The 17,601-nt window shown below is 61.8% G+C and carries 15 protein-coding genes; 5 read left to right on the top strand and 10 right to left on the bottom strand.

Going from position 1 to position 17,601, the window contains the following annotated elements:
• Positions 1 to 15: 15 nt before the first annotated feature.
• Genes HU724_RS04145 through cpaB form a run of 4 tightly spaced genes read right to left on the bottom strand, consistent with a single transcriptional unit; the run spans position 16 to position 4,650 of the window.
• Entirely contained in the window at positions 16 to 1,284 is a 1,269-nt protein-coding gene (locus HU724_RS04145; RefSeq protein WP_186567262.1) for a TadA family conjugal transfer-associated ATPase, read from the bottom strand.
• Complete coding sequence (locus tag HU724_RS04150) at positions 1,281 to 2,474, bottom strand: CpaE/TadZ family protein (protein WP_186567260.1); 1,194 nt, start codon at positions 2,472 to 2,474, stop codon at positions 1,281 to 1,283. The genes HU724_RS04145 and HU724_RS04150 overlap by 4 nt, the downstream gene beginning before the upstream one ends.
• On the bottom strand, positions 2,471 to 3,688 hold the full coding sequence (locus HU724_RS04155; protein ID WP_186567258.1) for a type II and III secretion system protein family protein: 1,218 nt from the start codon (positions 3,686 to 3,688) through the stop codon (positions 2,471 to 2,473). Before HU724_RS04155 ends, HU724_RS04150 begins: the two co-directional genes overlap by 4 nt.
• A 20-nt stretch (positions 3,689 to 3,708) precedes the next feature.
• Positions 3,709 to 4,650, bottom strand: a complete 942-nt coding sequence (gene cpaB / locus HU724_RS04160; RefSeq protein WP_130927032.1) for a Flp pilus assembly protein CpaB — start codon at positions 4,648 to 4,650, stop codon at positions 3,709 to 3,711.
• 338 nt (positions 4,651 to 4,988) lie between these two features.
• Here cpaB and HU724_RS04165 point away from each other — a divergent pair, with 338 nt between their 5' ends.
• The 3 genes from HU724_RS04165 to HU724_RS04175 all read left to right on the top strand — a co-directional run bounded on the left by HU724_RS04165 (position 4,989) and on the right by HU724_RS04175 (position 6,481).
• Complete coding sequence (locus HU724_RS04165; RefSeq protein ID WP_038861137.1) at positions 4,989 to 5,195, top strand: Flp family type IVb pilin; 207 nt, start codon at positions 4,989 to 4,991, stop codon at positions 5,193 to 5,195.
• Positions 5,196 to 5,265: 70 nt separating this feature from the next.
• Entirely contained in the window at positions 5,266 to 5,673 is a 408-nt protein-coding gene (locus tag HU724_RS04170) for a response regulator (RefSeq protein ID WP_186567256.1), read from the top strand.
• 349 nt (positions 5,674 to 6,022) lie between these two features.
• Positions 6,023 to 6,481 carry a hypothetical protein gene (locus tag HU724_RS04175; protein WP_186567254.1) on the top strand — a complete coding sequence of 153 codons (459 nt, stop codon included), beginning with the start codon at positions 6,023 to 6,025 and terminating at the stop codon, positions 6,479 to 6,481.
• Here the strand turns inward: HU724_RS04175 and HU724_RS04180 are convergent.
• From HU724_RS04180 to HU724_RS04200, 5 genes are all read right to left on the bottom strand, one after another.
• On the bottom strand, positions 6,447 to 6,809 hold the full coding sequence (locus HU724_RS04180) for a DUF6124 family protein (RefSeq protein WP_186567253.1): 363 nt from the start codon (positions 6,807 to 6,809) through the stop codon (positions 6,447 to 6,449). The genes HU724_RS04175 and HU724_RS04180 overlap by 35 nt on opposite strands.
• A gap of 520 nt (positions 6,810 to 7,329) precedes the next feature.
• Positions 7,330 to 9,000: a ShlB/FhaC/HecB family hemolysin secretion/activation protein gene (locus HU724_RS04185; protein ID WP_186567251.1), complete on the bottom strand. Its 1,671-nt coding sequence runs from the start codon at positions 8,998 to 9,000 to the stop codon at positions 7,330 to 7,332.
• 134 nt (positions 9,001 to 9,134) lie between these two features.
• Positions 9,135 to 10,691, bottom strand: coding sequence for a collagen-like triple helix repeat-containing protein (locus tag HU724_RS04190; RefSeq protein WP_186567249.1), 1,557 nt, complete (start codon positions 10,689 to 10,691; stop codon positions 9,135 to 9,137).
• Positions 10,692 to 10,994: 303 nt separating this feature from the next.
• Positions 10,995 to 11,849 carry a MaoC family dehydratase gene (locus HU724_RS04195; RefSeq protein ID WP_186567247.1) on the bottom strand — a complete coding sequence of 285 codons (855 nt, stop codon included), beginning with the start codon at positions 11,847 to 11,849 and terminating at the stop codon, positions 10,995 to 10,997.
• A 2-nt stretch (positions 11,850 to 11,851) separates the two neighbouring features.
• Complete coding sequence (locus HU724_RS04200; RefSeq protein WP_186567245.1) at positions 11,852 to 13,204, bottom strand: 3-oxoacyl-ACP reductase; 1,353 nt, start codon at positions 13,202 to 13,204, stop codon at positions 11,852 to 11,854.
• A 257-nt stretch (positions 13,205 to 13,461) separates the two neighbouring features.
• Here HU724_RS04200 and HU724_RS04205 point away from each other — a divergent pair, with 257 nt between their 5' ends.
• Complete coding sequence (locus HU724_RS04205) at positions 13,462 to 14,739, top strand: acetyl-CoA C-acetyltransferase (protein ID WP_186567243.1); 1,278 nt, start codon at positions 13,462 to 13,464, stop codon at positions 14,737 to 14,739.
• A 78-nt stretch (positions 14,740 to 14,817) separates the two neighbouring features.
• Here HU724_RS04205 and HU724_RS04210 read toward each other — a convergent pair.
• Positions 14,818 to 16,001 (bottom strand): IS3 family transposase gene (locus HU724_RS04210; protein WP_217847178.1). Its coding sequence is split into 2 segments (ribosomal slippage): positions 14,818 to 15,737 and positions 15,737 to 16,001, totalling 1,185 coding nucleotides; the frame shifts between segments, so codons are not numbered across the junction.
• Positions 16,002 to 16,428: 427 nt separating this feature from the next.
• Here HU724_RS04210 and HU724_RS04215 point away from each other — a divergent pair.
• Complete coding sequence (locus tag HU724_RS04215; protein WP_016771829.1) at positions 16,429 to 17,325, top strand: PA4780 family RIO1-like protein kinase; 897 nt, start codon at positions 16,429 to 16,431, stop codon at positions 17,323 to 17,325.
• Positions 17,326 to 17,601: the final 276 nt, after the last annotated feature.

Raw genomic sequence — 17,601 nt, forward strand, 5'->3', positions numbered from 1 at the left:
GCGTGCTCCTCGCCGTCAGCCCAGGTGAGCGTCGTGGCGCAGCTTGTCGCCGGCCGGGTTGACCGCTTCGCGCACAAAGCCGAACCCCGTGCGGCGGTCGAGGCGGAACAGGGTGTTGGTGACGTAGACGTCCTCGCGGATGCCGACCACTTCCACCACTTCACTGACGCAGCGCCGGCCATCGGGCATGCGCGTCAGTTGAATGATCACGTCGAGGGCGGCGCAGATCATCTGGCGCAAGGTGCGTTCGGCGATCGAGCGCCCGGTCAGGCCGACCAGCGTCTCCAGACGCAGCAACGCGTCCTGGGCATTGTTGGCATGCACGGTGCTCATCGAACCGTCGTGGCCGGTGTTCATCGCGGTGAGCACGTCGACCACTTCGACGCCACGGATCTCGCCAAGAATGATCCGGTCGGGACGCATGCGCAGGGCGTTGCGAATCAGGTCGCTGGCCTTGACCTCGCCATGACCCTCGGCATTCGGCGGACGGGTTTCCAGACGCACCACATGCGGATGGCCGAGCTGCAGTTCGGCGACGTCTTCGATGGTCACCAGCCGTTCGTGCGGGTTGATCAACTGGCTGAGGATGTTCAGCAGCGTGGTCTTGCCGGTGCCGGTGCCGCCGCTGATCAGGATGTTGCAGCGCTTGCCCACGGCGTTCTGCAGGAATTCGAAAATCGCCAGATCAATGGTCTGCATCGCCATCAGGTCGGTGCTCTTGAGCATGTCCTTGCGGAACTTGCGGATCGACAGGCACGGGCCGTCGAGGGCAATCGGCGGGATGATCGCGTTGACCCGGCTGCCATCGGGCAGGCGCGCATCGACCATCGGCGAGGACTCATCGAGGCGGCGCCCGAGCGGCGCAAGAATGCGCTGCATGACCCGCTCGACGTGATGCGCATCGATAAAACGCAGATCGCTCTGATGCAGTACGCCGTCGCGCTCGATGAACACCCGGTGCGGGCCGTTGACCAGAATCTCCGTCACCGACGGATCGCGCAGCAGGACTTCCAGCGGGCCGAAACCGGTGAGTTCGTCGACGATTTCCTCGCCCAGGCGCTCCATCTCGTAGCGCGAGATCGCCAGGTGCAAACGCGCGATGTATTCGGCAACCTTGTCGGTGACGAACTGCGCCAGTTGCTGGCGCGAACCTTCCAGCAGGTTTTTCCCTGACTCCTCGATGGCGTCGATGATGTAGCGGTGCAGCACCAGTTTCAGGCCTTCGTGATCGCTGTTGCCGATCGCTCCACGTGGCGTCGCGCCAAAGAGTTTTTCTGCGCTCATGAGTGGCCTCGCAGACGATCGAACCAGGTGACTTTCGGTTTGCTCATCAGGCCTTCGGAACGCTTGGCCAGCCGCTCGCCGAGGGCGCGCAGGCTCTGGGTGAGTTTCTCCCGGGGCGCCAGTTCGAACAGACTCACGCCCTGGTTTTTCGCGTTCAGGCGCACGTCGGGACTGAACGCCAGCACGGCGATGACTTCCAGATTGAAAGTCTTGCCCAGGGTCTCGGCATCCGGCGCGACGTTGCTCAGGTAGCGATCGATCAGCAAGCGCCCGTGCTCGAGTTTCATGCCTTTCTCGCGCCACTGGTTGAGCACGGCGAGGTTGCGTCTGCAGTTGAGGACGTTCTGGTCGGTGTACCAGAGCAGTTTGTCGCAATGGCTGACGAAGGTGCGCAACGCCTCACTGTCGGCCTGCCCGGTGAGGTTCACGACAATGTGCTGAAAGTGCTGGCGCAGGGCGCTGAGGAGCATGTACAGCTCGGCGGCGCTGGTGGTTTCCAGCGGCTCGTCAGTGTTGGCGTAGGCAAGAATGCGCAGGCCGTGGTCGGCGCTGGTGAATGCGCTGTCGATCAGCGTCGCGTCGAGCCGGCGCAAATGACGCAGGGCATCGCCGAAGTGAAACGAACTCTCCAGACCCAACAGCGCCAGACTATCGCCACGCGGCAGACCGAGGTCGAGCAGCAGGGTTTGCTGGCCGCTTTTCTGCACGACCATGGCCATGTGATTGGCGATCAAGGCGCCGTCCGACGCGCCTTGCACACCGTACAGAACGGTGAGGCCGCCGAGCTGCGTGCTCGGGGTGACGGTGGGCAGGCGTTTGCTCAGGCGCCGCACCAGCCCAGCAACTTCGCTGGAGCGCGAGCCATAGGCGACAAAATCCCGCGCACCGGCGCGCATCGCATTGAGCACAAGCTGATTGTCCATGCCGTCGCCGAGAGCAACGATCGCCAGCATCGGCTTGGCTTCCAGCGCACCTTCGATCAGCGCGCTCTGCGCGACGACGTGCTCGCGGTCGAGACCGACGAAGACCAGATTGGCGAACGTTACATCGACCAGTGCGAGCAATTCGTCGAGGCTGCCGGCACCGGCGCTGATGACCTGGCCGAGTGGCGCGAGGGCGCTTTGCAGCCATTCCAGATCGGTGCTGTTGCGGGTGATGGCGAGGAAGGTCTGACTGAGATTCTGGTTCATTGCGACAACCCGCTGCGCTTGTCGAAGTTGCCGTTCTCGAGGAAGAACATGCGATAGAAATTCGGGTCGTAATTGCGCAGTTTCTCTCCCGGCAACGACGGCAGTCGCGCGTCCGCCGCCAATGGCTGGACCAGGTGCGGGGTGACGATCATCAGCAGCTCGCGCTCTTCGCGTTTGATCTGCGAACCCTTGAAAAAGGCCCCGAGTATGGGAATGTCGCCCAGGCCGGGAAACTTGTTCACTTGCGAGCTGTTGGTGGTGCTGATCAAACCGCTGATGACAAAACTTTCGCCATCACCCAGCGACACGCTGGTGTCGGTACGGCGGATGGTCAGCGCCGGAACGGTGGTGCCGGCGATGTTCACCGCGTTGGCAAAATCCAGTTCGCTGACCTCCGGGGCGACCTTCAGCGCGATGCGGTCGCGGCCGATGATGGTTGGCGTCAGGGTCAGGCGGATGCCGAATTCCTTGTACTCGATCGACACGCTGTCGCTGCCGGAACTGGGCACCGGAATCGGGATTTCCCCGCCGGCCAGGAAGCTCGCACTTTGCCCGTTCAGTGCCACCAGACTTGGTCGCGCCAGGGTGTAGGCGAAGCCGCTGGTTTCCAGGGCGTTGATGATCGCCATGGTTTTGCCGCCGACCCAGGAGAAGTTGAACAGCGAGTTATCCACCGGCAGGCGCGGCTGCGGTACGCCGTCAATCGGTGGCAGCGTGCCGGGCGAGCCGAACAGAAAATTACCGCGCGTGCCGATCAGCGACGCGGTGGCTTCCTTGAGTTTGGTGCGGCTGACTTCGACGAAGCGGATGTCGGTCTGCACCTGCGACGGCAGGGTCGGATCGTCCGATGGCACGCTGCTGGTCAGCGCCGTGGTCGCCGCACCCTGGACGAAGACCATGGCTTGCTGCGGCTGCGCCGAACACGCAGTCCAGACCATCAGGCTGGTCGCGCCGGGGCCGACGCCCGTGAGCAAAAAGGACGAACCGCCATTGGCATGCACGTCGGCAATTTTTGGGTCGCCCACTGCCAGCCGAGTGATTGCCACCGGTGACTGCATGTCCTGCTGGAAGCCTTCACCGATCTCGATCACCGAGGGCAGGCGCGGCAGTGCCGAGCAATTGCCCACCGCCGCGAGGGCGGTATCCATCGTCAATGCCAACAACAGCAAGGCCCGGAGCGCCGGTTTCAATGTCGGTCTGAGTCGACTCTGCATGCACGTGAATCCTTGCGCAGTCATGGGGTTTGTTGGCTGATCTGGTTGCCGCGAATGATTTCCACCGCAGGCCTGGGCGCCGCGCTGGCACTGGCGGTGGCAGGTGTTTTTTGGGCGCTGCCCAGGGCGAGTTGAGTGAACTGGAAGAGCTGGCTGTTGGCGCGATCCAGATGCGCGGGCGATTGCGCTTCGCCGGCCCAGTATTTGGCCAGCCGCTGTTCTTCGCTGCTGCGCACCGCGAGACGCAACGTGCCGACCTGGGTGGCGAGCATCAGGCGGCTGAGCAGTTGTTCCGGCACCGCCAGCACCGCAGTCCGCGCGGCGATGCGGCGCTGGTCCTGTTTGAGTTTTTCTTCGGCGCTGAGGCTCGGCGATGCCGGTTGGCCGTCGTTGGTCAGGCCGTACTGATCACCGATCCCGAGCACGCGCAGGGCGGGAACGGCGATCTGCGCCGACTGCTGCAGGTTACTGGCGTCCTCGCGCAGATACAGCAGCACATCAACGTAATCGCCCGGCAGCAACTGCCCGGCGGCACCGATCACTTCATCGACGGCCACGGTCAGTGCGCGCTCGTCGCGGCGAATCATCCGCGCCAGCGCACCGCCAGCCTGGAAGCTTTCGTCATTCAGCCAGGTGCCGGCGCTGAGGTGGCGCCAAGGTGTGCGGCCGACTGCTTGTTCAATGCTGGTCAGGCTGCCGGCCGGCGCGCTGCGCAGTTTTTCCACGGTCACATCGGCGGCGGTCAACGGCGTGAACGGCGCTACATCGTGGAGCAGCACCACCACCGGTTGGCGGGTCTGGTCTTCGGCAATCGCGACAGTCTGTTCAATGCTGACCGCTGGGGCGACGGGCGCCTCGGCGACCGGGGCCGGCTGACGACTGAGCACCAGCCCCCAGTAACCGACAAAAACCGCGCCGAGCAACAGCAGCGCGGCAAGGCCCATGGTGACGCGACTGTTCATGACGGCTCTCCCTTTCCTGCTGCACAACCGACTGCATTTGCTTGCGAAAGGCGGACTGAATCGGCAGCTATGAACATGCAACTATTTCGCTATTTCCAAGCTAGCTGATCCAAGCAAAAGCGCCATTAGTGACAGGCAAATAACCCACCAAAAGTATGAGTCCTGGCCAATTTACGGCAGGAAGTGGCCGAGACACATTGGCATTAATGCTTTGTGATTAATGCGTTCTTACAGTTGTTGGGTGGGGGTTTGTTGACAATGCTCAAGTGGCCCGGTGGAACCTTGCCGCGGTGGTGATGTCGGCGCCAGAGGCGCGAAGGAGTGGAGCTATGTTTGGTATGACTTTTGATTATCTGATGGCCAAGGCTCGCGCATTTGCCCGCAGTGAAGAGGGTGCTTCGGCGATCGAGTATGCGATTGTGGTGGCGATGGTGGCGGTGGTGGTTGTGGCGTTCGTCACTCCGCTTGGAGACAGGGTCTTGGCGATCTTCAACAATATTCTGACCTCGCTCGATGGTACGGCTGTGACTCGGCCAACGCCTTGATCTTGTGAACACTGCATCTGGCTGATATCGCACTACACTGGATTTACCTTTCAGTATTCAGGTATTGCCTATGAACGCGTCTTCGTCGTCCCGCCAACAACTGCTTCTGGTTGATGATGAAGAAGACGCGTTGCTGGAGTTGGCGGAGTTGCTGGAGGGAGAGGGGTTTACCTGTCATACCGCGACGTCGGTGAAGCTGGCGTTGCATCTGTTGACCCGGCATCCGGATATTGCTTTGGTGATTACTGATCTGCGTATGCCCGAGGAGTCGGGCATGTCGCTGATCAGGCGATTGCGCGAGCATACGTCGCGGGCGCATTTGCCGGTGATTGTGATGTCGGCACATGCGGATATGGAGGATGTCAGCGATATGTTGCGGTTGCAGGTGCTGGATCTTTTTCGCAAGCCGATTTATCACGTCAGGTTGTTGGAGACTCTCGATAATTTGTTTCCCAAGCCTCGGGTTGAGGCTGGGTGAACTCGGCGGCCTTTGGGCCGACCGTGTTCTTGGGGGGGGGGTGAATATCCGTTGCTGCGGGTGTTGCGGCTGGCGGTTTCGCCCTTACGGCGACTTACTTTTTTACAAGCGCCTAAAAAAGTAAGCAAAAAACGCTTGCTCCTACGTTCGGCCCTCGCAGGCTCGGGTTCCTTCGCTCCGGGATCGATCCGGGCGCAGCGGCTACGGTTTGCTTCGCTGCACCTCCTTCCGCTGTGTCTGGCTGCGCCAGACGGTCGCTGCGCTCCCACGCCCGGATCAATCCCTCCACTCAGCCTTCCGACGTCGCCGGTGGATCAAAAGCACTCGAGCTTGCGCTCATTGTTGAGTGGTGCGGCTTCGCCGCGGGCAGCTGCGCTGCTTTGATGTTGATGTTGCTGTTGCTTTTGTGGGAGCGAGCCTGCTCGCGAAAGCGGCCTGCCAGCCGACCAATTTCTTCCTGATGTACATCAATCCTGTGGAAGCTGGCTTGCCAGCGAAGGCGGCCTGCCAGCCGACCTGTTTCTCGCTGATGTACTCGATTCAAACTGTGGGAGCGAGCCTGCTCGCGAAGGCGGCCTGCCAGCCAACCATTTTCTTCCTGATGTACATCAGTCCTGTGGGAGCTGGCTTGCCAGCGAAGGCGGCCTGCCAGCCGACCAATTTCTTCCTGATGTACATCAATCCTGTGGGAGCTGGCTTGCCAGCGAAGGCGGCCAGTCAGCCAACAACGCTCTGCCTGACTCACCACCTGCGCAATCAACCTCTTGCTCTTGTCACTCCGGCACAAGCCTGTCCAGTACGCGGTTGACTGCCAGTTCGCCCAGCATGATCACCTGTTGTATTCCCAACAGGGAGCTGCGCTGTGGTCCATCGATAAATCCGGCGAGGTCGCTGGCCATGATGCTTGCCGAGGCCAGTGATTCGCAGGCATGGACCAACAGGGTTTCGTTGTCCGCAGCCGGGTCGACGATGAACAGGGTGCTGGGTTTGCGCGGTGCGCCGGGGTCTTTGATGAGGCGGGGGTTGAGGTAGTAATCGATGGCGCGGTCGGCGGCTTCCTTGAGTTTTTGCGCTTCGAGGAGCGGGTCGGCGAAAGTCGGATCGGCAAGGGGTGGATCGGGCGTTATCTTTTTCACGGGCTCAGTCTCCTGATGGAGTAGGGCCGCAACCCGTTCGCGACTAAACGAAAGGGAGGCAGCTGCACGCAGGTTAGTCGACCGATGAGCCACGAAATCGGCGCGCCCGGAGGCGCCCTGCGCACAGCCACCATCAAGTGCAGGTATGCAATACCTGGCTGACAGGAACCTGTGCGTCGTGGACAAGCGGGCGACTAAACCCGACCACTGATGAGCAGTGGCAGGCAAACGATAGAACCCGCGCCCCAGGCGCACAAGCCGGCGGATTCTGGCGTAGCCGTAGGCAACGGCGCAAGGATTTGTGGGCTGTTGCGAGGTAACGGGGCGTGTGTTTAAACGGCTGGTTTAAAGCGCTGCGATAAATCGGTTGAATAGCCGAACGCTTTCGCGAGCAGGCTCGCTCACACAGCGACGGCGGTTGTACTGAGGAACCGTGAACACCGCCGAATCTGTGGGAGCGAGCCTGCTCGCGAAGGCGGTGCGTCAGTCAAAAAATCCTGACTGACACACCGCTCGGCCATCACAACTGATAACTGAAACTGATGCTGTACCGAGGCTTGCGGTTCAACGTATCCAGCGCTTCATCCGACATGGCCTTCGCCACTTCCAGGGCGACGTTGTAGTACTTGGCATCGCCGAACCTCAGTCCGAGCGCGGTGGATGACAGGTTGTTGGCCTGCACCGGCAGTTGGTTGAACCAGCTGCGCGAGCGGTCGACGACGACGTAGGGTTGCAGGATGCGCACCCAGTTGCCGTCGCGGTTGAAGCTGTAGTTGACCTCGTAGGCCACCCCCCAACCCTTGTCGCCCGAGGCCTGGTCGTCGGGGTAGCCACGGCCGAAGTTCTGCCCGCCGAACACCGCGCGTTCGCTGTCGGGCAAGGTGTCGTCGCTCCAGTACAGCGCCGCCGAGAGCACGCCTTGCCAGTTGTCGAGGAACTTGTCGCTCTGCACGCCGGACAGTCTGACGCGGAAGAAATCCAGGTCGATGTCGTCGTAGTTGGTGTGCGCGCCGAGGCTGTCGAAGCCCTGGTAGACGCCGGCACTGAGGATGCGCAGTTGGCGGGCGTCGGCCTTGCGCCAGTCGCCTTCGAAAGCCAGGGCGCGGACGTCGGTGCGCAGTTCGGTGCTGAAGGGAAAGTTGATGCCGTCATAGCGCGTCTTGTCGTCGACCGCATACAGGCGCGAGCCGGCGGTCAGCAGTTCGTTGGCGGAGGCGATCAGGGGCGCGCTGAAGCCGATCGAGTAGCGATCGTTCTCGCGGTGGGTACTCAGGCGTCCGCCACCGCCGACCAGCACTTCGGTGTCCGGGTCGGCGCGGTAACGCGAGGCCGAGACGTTGAGTTGCGTGCCTTCGGTATCGAGGAACTGGCTGTAGTCGAGACGGTAGTAATGCTCTTTGTCGTCGCCCGGTGGGAACAGGCCGCTGAGGCTCAACTGTTCGCCCATCGACGTCTGCGAATTGCTGCTGACACCGAGCAACGCCTGCGGGCCGTTACGGTTGTCTTCGGTGGTGCTCAGGGTGCTGGTGAACGGTTTGCGACTGGCCTGGGCGACCAGAGTGGTCGCGCCATCGGTGGTGCCCGGCGGTGGCACTTGCGCTTGAATGGTTACGCCGGGAATGCGGCTCATAAGCGTGGTGTAACGCTCGAAGGTCTTGCGCGTCAGCGGGCGTTCGGCCTGGATTTTCGCGGCGAGTTTGTCGAGCAGACTTTTGACCCGGCCGATGTCGCCCTGCATCAGGATATCGCGCACGTAGCCCTCGACCAGCACCACCCGCGCCACGCCGTCATCGAAGTTCTGTTGCGGCAGGAACGCGTAGGACAACAGATAGCCGTCCTGCTGATAGCGACGGGTGATGTTGCGCGTGGCTTCGATCAGTTCGGCAAGGCTGGCCTGGCGGCCGATCAGGGGCTTGTAGATTTCCGCGAGTTCGTTGAGCGGGTAGATCGTACCGCCTTCGATCTGCACGGTCTTCAGGTTGACCTTGGTTTCCATCAGCAATGGCTGCGCGGCGGTCGCACCCGGGTCCGGTACCTGCAGCGGTGCCGCGCTCGGGCGATAGGCGTCGGCGGGCAGGTTGGGTACGGGGAGGTTGCGGATGGTTTCGTTACTGTTGAGAAAGCTGGGCAAGGTGTCGGCGAGGGCAGCGGAACTGAGGCTCAGGCACAGCAGGGATGCCAGTACGCGCATAGGACACTCCATGGTCAGAACACAGCACAGGGCAAGTTTTTCCTTAGAAAAAAGGCGGAAGACTCGTGGGAATCTTCCGCCCTCAACCAAGCGTAGGCGCTGTAGGTAAGGCCGTCGAATCGGCCAGGTGCAATTTAGCGTTTGTTGCCGCCCAGCGCGCCGGTCAGGCCGCCGAGTACCCCGCCCAGACCGCCAGTTGTGCCGCCAGTGGCAGTGCCGCTGTTGACCAGACCACCGACCGCTGCCACGGTGCCGCCGACGTTGGTAACCAGACCGCCGACAGCAGTGGTGACCGGGTTGTTGGTGGCGGCAATCGCTCCGCCGAGATTGCCGACGGCGGCGCCCACCTGATTTGTAAGACCAGCGACCGGAGTGCCGAGACCGGTAGCGGCGCCGACTTGTTGAGTGACAGTGGTGACCGCGCTGGTGACCGGATTGAGGCCCGCACCGACTGCGGCGCCGACACTGGCCAGCGGCGACGTGGTTGCAGTGATCGGTGTGCCCGAGCCGCCAAGTACGGTGTTGATCGACGCAATCGTGGTGCCCAGCCCGCCAGCGGTGACGCCGCCCGCACTGACCACGCCGCTGGTGCTGCCGGCATTCAGACCGCTGCCGACGTTGACCACGGCGCCGCCCACGGTTTGCAGCAGACCGGTGCCGCCCAGCCCGCCACCGATGCCGCCAGTACCCGAGCCAGTGCCATTGGACACCAGGCCGCCCGCTTTGCCGACCGCCGTGCCGGTGTTGCTCAGGGCGCCGCCAAGGGTGTTGGTCAGGGCATTGCCGCTGCCTGCGTCGGTAACTTTGCCGCCGAGGCTGTTCACCGTGCCGCCCACTTTCGAGATCACCCCTTTGAGCGGATCACCCAGGCCGGTGGCATCGCCGAGCTTGTCGGTGGTGCTCTCGACCATGGCGATCACCGGCACCAGGCCGCTGCCGACCTTGTTGGTCAACTGGCTGGTCGGGCCGCTGGTCAGTGAGGTGTTGAGGGTGTCGCCAAGCATGGTGACTTTTTCACCGATGCCATCGACCAGCGGCGCCACCCGGGTGACTACACCGCCAACGACGGGAACGCTACGGGTCGCGGTGTTCAGTTTGACGCTGAGGTCCGACACGCCGTCGCCAACATCGGAAACCACGCCGCCAACCGAAGCGACGGTGGTGGTCAGGCCATTGGGGTCAGTGGCCAGTTTGCCGATGCCATCAGTGACGCCATCGCCCAGGGTGCTGACCACGTTGCCGGTGGTGTTGGCCACGCTTTGCACGATGCCGCCAGCGACCGGAACAGTGCTCAGCGAATCGCCGATCTGGCCGACGCCATCGCCGACACCGCTGACGGTTTTGCCGACATCCTGAACAAGTGTTGTGGTCACCAGCGAAGGTGCAGCGGGATTGGTCGGGTTGGTGGGATCGGTCGGGTCTGTCGGATTGCTTGGGTTGGTCGGATCGGTGCCGCCGCCGGTACCGCCAGTGCCACCGGTTCCGCCGCCAGTGCCGCCAGTGCCGGCAGTATCGCCGCCGGTTCCGCCGCCCGCGCCACCGCTGCCATCGGTGCCCGCCGTGCCGTCCGCCGTCGAGCTGCCCGAACTGCTGCGATGGCCGCCACCGCCGCTGCTGCAGCCGACGAGGCCGACCGAAAGAATCAGTGCCAGAGCGATTGCCGATTTGGACCACATCACTTGAGTTTTCATGATTGAGATTCCTGCACCTGTCACAACGTTACGTTGCCTTCGATGGCTCGCCGATCTGTCGTCGGCGATGCCTCGTCCGTGGCTGTAATCTCAGTCGAGGGCAGGTTTTTCACCATTCTCAAGTTGGTATTAACCCCTTTATATAGAGGGCTCGGCGCTACGCCGAAGGACTAATGCCCAGGTAATAAACGGGCAAAAAAAAGCCTTGAAATTCAAGGCTCGGTTTTTTCCAAAGCGGCGGGCAGGGCGCGGAAAAACTTAAGTGATATATACACAATTAACGGGTTTTTCCGCCCCGCCAGATCAGGCGATCGGTTGCCACTGACCGACCATATGTTCCAGGTCGCCGGCACCGACCAGGCCCAGTTCACCGCTGGAGCCCGCTGCACTGGCCAGTAACGTCACCTCGCTGGGCAGACGCACCGGTTTGCGAAAGTGCACGGCGATTTCCAGGTTGGCTTTGGGCAGGTGATCGGAGAGTGCCGCCAGTGTCCGCGCCTTGTTCCACAGTCCATGGGCAATCGCGGTGGGAAAACCGAACATTTTGGCGCTCGCCGCACTGAGGTGAATCGGGTTGTAGTCGCCGGAGACTTTCGCATACTGGCGACCGATATCGGCCGGCGCAGTCCAGCGCGTCACCTCAAGCAAATCCTGCGACGGCTGCCAGTCCTGTGCCAGCGCCTCGCCCTCGAGTTTTACCCCGCGACAGAGCATCTGGCTTTCGGCTTCCCACAGCGGCCCGAGCTGATCGTCGAGGGTGGTCAACAGATCGAACGTCGCGCCCTTGGCATGTGGTTGCAGGTTGTGCACGCGCACGCTGACTTGCGCGCGACTGATCGCGCCCATCGGCCGCAGCACGCGGATGCGGTTTCTCAGGTGAATCAGCCCCAGCAGCGGGAACGGAAAATCCCTGGCCGTGAGCAATTGCATCTGCAAGGCGAAGGCGAGGATGTGTGGATAGGTCGGCGGCAGCAGGCCGTCATCGACGAAACCGCAGACCTTGCGATAGGCTGCCAGCCGTTTGTTGTCGATATCGACCCAGCAACGCAGGCCGCTATCGGGCAGTTGCGTACCGGTGATTTTGCGTCGCGTCGCTGCGCGCGAATAAAGCCCCGGCAGACTCGGTTCGCGATCCAGCGTGTGCCATTCGATGCTCATGCTCAAGCCCCCAGAACACTTTGCCCACAGACCCGCAACGCCTGCCCGGTGAACGCGCCCGTGCCCGGTTGCGCCAGCCACGCCACGGCTTCGGCGACGTCTTGCGGCAAGCCGCCCTGGCCCAGCGAACTCATGCGCCGCCCGGCTTCGCGCAGGCCGAATGGAATGTGCGCAGTCATTTGCGTTTCGATGAAACCCGGGGCGACGGCGTTGATGCTGATGCCGCGTTCCAGCAGCGTCGGCGCCCAGGCCTGGGCCAGACCGATCAGGCCAGCCTTGCTCGCCGCGTAGTTGGTTTGCCCGCGATTGCCGGCGATGCCGCTGATCGAGGCGAGCAGGACCACCCGTGCGTTGTCGCGCAGGGTGCCGCTGTCGAGCAGCGCCTTGGTCAGCACTTGCGGCGCGTTGAGGTTGACGGCCAGCACCGCGTCCCAGAATTCCGGGGTCATATTGGCCAGGGTTTTGTCACGGGTGATGCCGGCGTTGTGCACGAGGATGTCGAGGCCGTCGGGCAGCTGTTCGATCAAGTGCGCGGCGGCGTCATCGGCGCAGATATCGAGTGTGATCGCCCGGCCACCGAGGCGCGCGGCGAGGGCCTCGAGGTCGGTCTTGGCCGGCGGTACATCGAGCAGAATCACCTCTGCGCCATCGCGGGCGAGGGTTTCGGCAATCGACGCGCCAATGCCGCGCGCGGCACCGGTGACCAGCGCCTTGCGCCCGGCCAGCGGTCGGGTCCAGTCGGTCACTGGCGTGGCGCACGCGGTCAGGCGAATCACCTGGCCGGAAACGAATGCGCTTTTCGGCGAGAGGAAGAATCGCAGCGGGCCTTCCAGTTGATCTTCGGCACCTTCGCCGACGTAGATCAACTGCAACGTACCACCGCCGCGCAGCTCCTTGGCCAGCGAGCGCGAAAAGCCTTCAAGTGCTCGCTGCGCGCTGGAGGCGAACGGGTCGCCCAGGCTTTCCGGCGCGCGGCCGAGAATCACCAGATGCGCGCTATGGTCGAGATTCTTCATCAATGGCTGGAAGAATTCGCGCAACTGCTTGAGCTGGTCGGTGTGTTGCAGAGCGCTGGCGTCGAACACCACCGCTTTGATTTTCGGCCCGTGGCCGGGGATCCACGCGGTGGCCAGCGAGGGCTCGGTGCCGTAGCTGTAGATTGCATCGGTCAAGCGGTTGGCAAACACGCCGATCCGTTCGGCCAGCGGCCCGCCACCGAGCAACAGGGCGCCCTCGATCGGCCGCAGACGCCCCGCCTGCCAGCGTTCCAGCCGCACCGGCGACGGCAGGCCCAAGGCCCCGACCAGACGATGGCCGAAGGATGAGTTGGCGAAGTCGATATAGCGGTCAGACATGGAACGCTCTCCAGAAGTTGGGGTTCAAAGTGTGGACTGTCTACGGCAATCAATCGTTCGATCGGCGCAATAAGGCCTACGCTTGAACACTCAGGTTTAGCAGGTCTTGCAGATAAATGCGGTTCATGTGGGAGCGAGCCTGCTCGCGAAGGCGCTGTATCAGGCGCTGAAGAGGCTGAATGTGCCGGCCTCTTCGCGAGCAGGCTCGCTTCCACAGGGATTGGGCAAATTTCGACCATTTGGAACAGGAGCTTTTCATGACCCAGCTGCGCCGCGTCGCGATCATTGGCGGTAACCGCATCCCTTTCGCCCGCTCCAACGGGCCGTACGCCACCGCAAGCAATCAGGCGATGCTCACCGCCGCGCTGGAAGGCCTGATCGAACGCTACAACCTGCATGGCCAGCGCATCGGCGAAGTGGTGGCGGGCGCGGTGCTTAAATTGTCACGGGATATGAACCTGACCCGCGAATGCGTGCTCGGCTCGCGCTTGTCTCCGATGACGCCGGCCTATGACATCCAGCAAGCCTGCGGCACCGGTCTGGAAGCGGCGCTGCTGGTGGCGAATAAAATCGCCCTCGGCCAGATCGACTGCGGCATTGCCGGCGGCGTCGACACCACTTCCGATGCGCCGATCAGCGTCAGCGAAGGCCTGCGCAGGATTCTTCTGCAGGCCAACCGCGCCAAGAGCACCGGCGACAAACTGAAAACCCTTTTGCAGTTGCGGCCCCAGCATCTTATTCCCGAATTCCCGCGCAACGGCGAGCCGCGCACCGGCCTGTCGATGGGCGAGCACTGTGAGCTGATGGCGCAGACTTGGAATATCCCCCGCGAAGAACAGGATCAACTTGCCCTCGAAAGCCATCACAAACTCGCCGCTTCCTACAGCGAAGGCTGGCACAACGATCTGATGACGCCGTTTCTTGGCCTGACCCGCGACAACAATCTGCGCCCGGACCTGACCCTGGAAAAACTCGCCACGCTGAAACCGGCCTTCGAGAAAAGCGCCAAGGGCACGCTGACGGCCGGCAATTCCACGCCGCTCACCGATGGCGCGTCGGTGGTGTTGCTGGGAAGTGAGGAATGGGCCAAAGCGCGCGGCTTGCCGATCCTCGCTTATCTGCGCGACGGCGAAGCGGCGGCGGTGGATTTCGTCAACGGTGCCGAGGGCCTGCTGATGGCGCCGGTGTACGCCGTGCCACGCTTGCTGGCGCGCAACGGCCTGACCTTGCAGGATTTTGATTACTACGAAATCCACGAAGCCTTCGCCGCGCAGGTCTTGTGCACGCTCAAGGCCTGGGAAGATCCGGAATATTGCAAAACCCGCTTGGGGCTCGATGCACCGTTGGGTTCGATTGATCGCAGTCGGCTCAATGTAAAAGGCAGTTCGCTGGCGGCGGGGCATCCGTTCGCCGCGACGGGCGGGCGCATTGTCGCGAACCTGGCCAAACTGCTGGATGCGGCGGGCAAGGGCCGAGGCTTGATTTCGATCTGTGCGGCGGGCGGGCAGGGTGTCACCGCGATCATTGAACGCTGAAAAAGCCCCTCACCCTAACCCTCTCCCAAAGGGAGAGGGGACTGATGGGGGGATGCTCGAAATCGACGCCTGCAGTGGTCAACTAATTCCGGACACCTCGATAGGTGGTTTTGACGCCATCGCCCGCTCATAGACGGTCGGTGGCAGATAGCCCAGTTTCGAGTGCAGCCGTTCGTTGTTGTAAAACCCAACGATGTACTCGGTGATGTCGCGGATCGCTTCAGCATGGTTCGCGTAGTCACGTCGCCATACCCGTTCCATTTTCAAACTCAGGAAGAAGCGCTCCATCACGGCATTGTCCCAGCAATTACCTTTACGGCTCATGCTCTGCTGCATGTCGTTTCTTGCCAATAACTCTCTGTAAGTTGCGCTCGCGTATTGGCTGCCACGATCCGAGTGGGCAATCAGTCCTGGCGGTGGTTGACGTTGCGCGATGGCCAGCTGCATTGCGGTGCACACCAGCTCTGCCGGCATGTTGGGAGCCATCGACCAGCCCACGATCTTGCGTGAAAACAAGTCCAATACCACGGCCAGGTACAGCCAGCCACTGCGGGTGCGGATGTAGGTGATGTCAGCCACCCATGCCTTGTTTGGTGCCGCTGGATCAAATTTTCGGTTCAGCACATTCCCAGCAATCGGCAGGTCATGATTGCTATCGGTCGTGTGTACAAACTTGCGCTTCCATGCCGAGCGTAGGCCGTTGGCACGCATCAGACGGCGGATTTTATACAGCCCAACAGACAAGCCTTTGCCACGCAAAGCGTCGCGCAATGGGCGGCTGCCGTAGCAGCCACCACTCTCGGCAAAAGAAGCCTTGAGCTGCACAACGACAGGGCAACTCTGCCGAACGGGCGCATCAACCCGCTTCTGAGACTCATAGAAGCCCGAACGGCTAATGCTCAGTAGTCGACAGACATGTGCCACTGAGTAAGCCTTCTCTTGCAGCTGCCGAACCAGTCGATACCTTACTTCAGCTCGCGGGCAAAGAAGGCGGTAGCCTTTTTTAGGATGTCGTTATCCACTTTGAGCTGCCGATTTTCCTGCTCCAATTGCCGGATGCGCTGTTGCTCCGCCGTTAATGGTTTACCGATTCCGGCCTGCCCCAATTGCTCTGCCTCGTATTGCTGAAGCCAGCGTCGAACGGCTGTCTCACCAATGTTCAGATCCTGGCAAACCTGCGAAACGGTTAGCCCCTGATCCTTGACCATCTTCACGACTTGCAGCTTGAAGCTGTCGTCGAATGCCCTGCGTTTTTTGGTCATGAATAACTCCTCGATAGATGTATTTTCCACCTATCGGGGTGTCCGGGGAAATTAGACCACTGCAGCCGACCTGAGCGCCCTTCACCGAATCCAAAGCTGCGATTCAAACCAGAAGCGCTGCGGTCTCTCAGGTCGATGCATTACGGGAGACACCGCAGTCGGCCCCCTCTCCCTCTGGGAGAGGGCTGGGGTGAGGGCAACAGAAGTTCACCGACCATGTCAGATTCTGTCGCAAATGCCCTTGCCGGCCGATACCAATCAATGCCACGGTCTCGGCTATGATTCGCCCGGGTCGCTGCGATTGATCCGGCACAGTGTGTGCATCCTCAAGGTTCACAGGTCGGCAACCCCTCCCCGTCGGGCGAGGATTGCCGTATAACGAGTGACATTCGCGTGTTTGGTAATAAAGGACCCACAATAAAAGCTGATGAAGACTCCAAAACGCATTGAACCCCTGATCGAGGACGGTCTGGTCGACGAAGTGCTGCGCCCACTGATGAGTGGCAAAGAGGCAGCTGTTTATGTAGTGCGCTGCGGCAATCAGTTACGTTGCGCCAAGGTCTACAAGGAGGCGAATAAACGCAGTTTCCGCCAGGCAGCCGAGTATCAGGAAGGCCGCAAGGTTCGTAACAGCCGTCAGGCGCGGGCCATGGCGAAGGGGTCCAAGTTCGGTCGCAAAGAGACCGAAGACGCCTGGCAGAACGCCGAAGTGGCGGCGCTGTTCCGTCTCGCCGGCGCCGGTGTGCGAGTGCCCAAACCCTATGACTTCCTCGACGGCGTGCTGTTGATGGAGCTGGTGGCCGACGAATTCGGCGACGCCGCGCCGCGTCTGAATGACGTGGTGCTGGAGCCGGATCAGGCGCGCGAATATCACGCGTTCCTGATTTCGCAGATCGTGCTGATGTTGTGTACTGGTCTGGTGCACGGTGACCTCTCCGAGTTCAACGTGCTGCTGACCCCGACCGGCCCGGTCATCATCGACCTGCCCCAGGCAGTCGACGCTGCGGGCAACAACCACGCGTTCAGCATGCTCGAGCGTGACGTTGGCAACATGGCTTCGTACTTCGGCCGTTTCGCGCCGGAATTGAAGAAGACCAAGTACGCCAAGGAAATGTGGGCGTTGTACGAAGCCGGCACCTTGCACCCGAACAGTGTGCTGACCGGCGAGTTCGACGATCCGGAGGACCTGGCGGATGTCGGCGGGGTGCTGCGCGAAATCGAAGCGGCGCGCCTCGACGAGGAACGCAAGCAGGCCATTCGCGCGGCGGACGACGCGCCGAAAGGCAAACCCGAAGAACCGCCTCCACCGCCGTGGATGCAGTGATCGCGTGATGAAAAAGCCCGGCTTCGGCCGGGTTTTTTGTTTGAGTCAAAAAGCACCCTCACCCCAGCCCTCTCCCGGAGGGAGAGGGGGCCGACCGAGGTGTCTTTAGCCATACATCGACCTGAAAAAACCGAGTCGATTATGGATTCAAAGAAAAACGTTCAGGTCGGTGTATCTCCCAAATATCCCCCAATCGGTCCCCTCTCCCTTTGGGAGTGTATGTACCGGAGACATGGTGGACAGGTGTTCGGAGACATGGTGGACACATTTTAATAG

Source organism: Pseudomonas iranensis, assembly GCF_014268585.2.
GTDB lineage: Bacteria > Pseudomonadota > Gammaproteobacteria > Pseudomonadales > Pseudomonadaceae > Aquipseudomonas > Aquipseudomonas iranensis.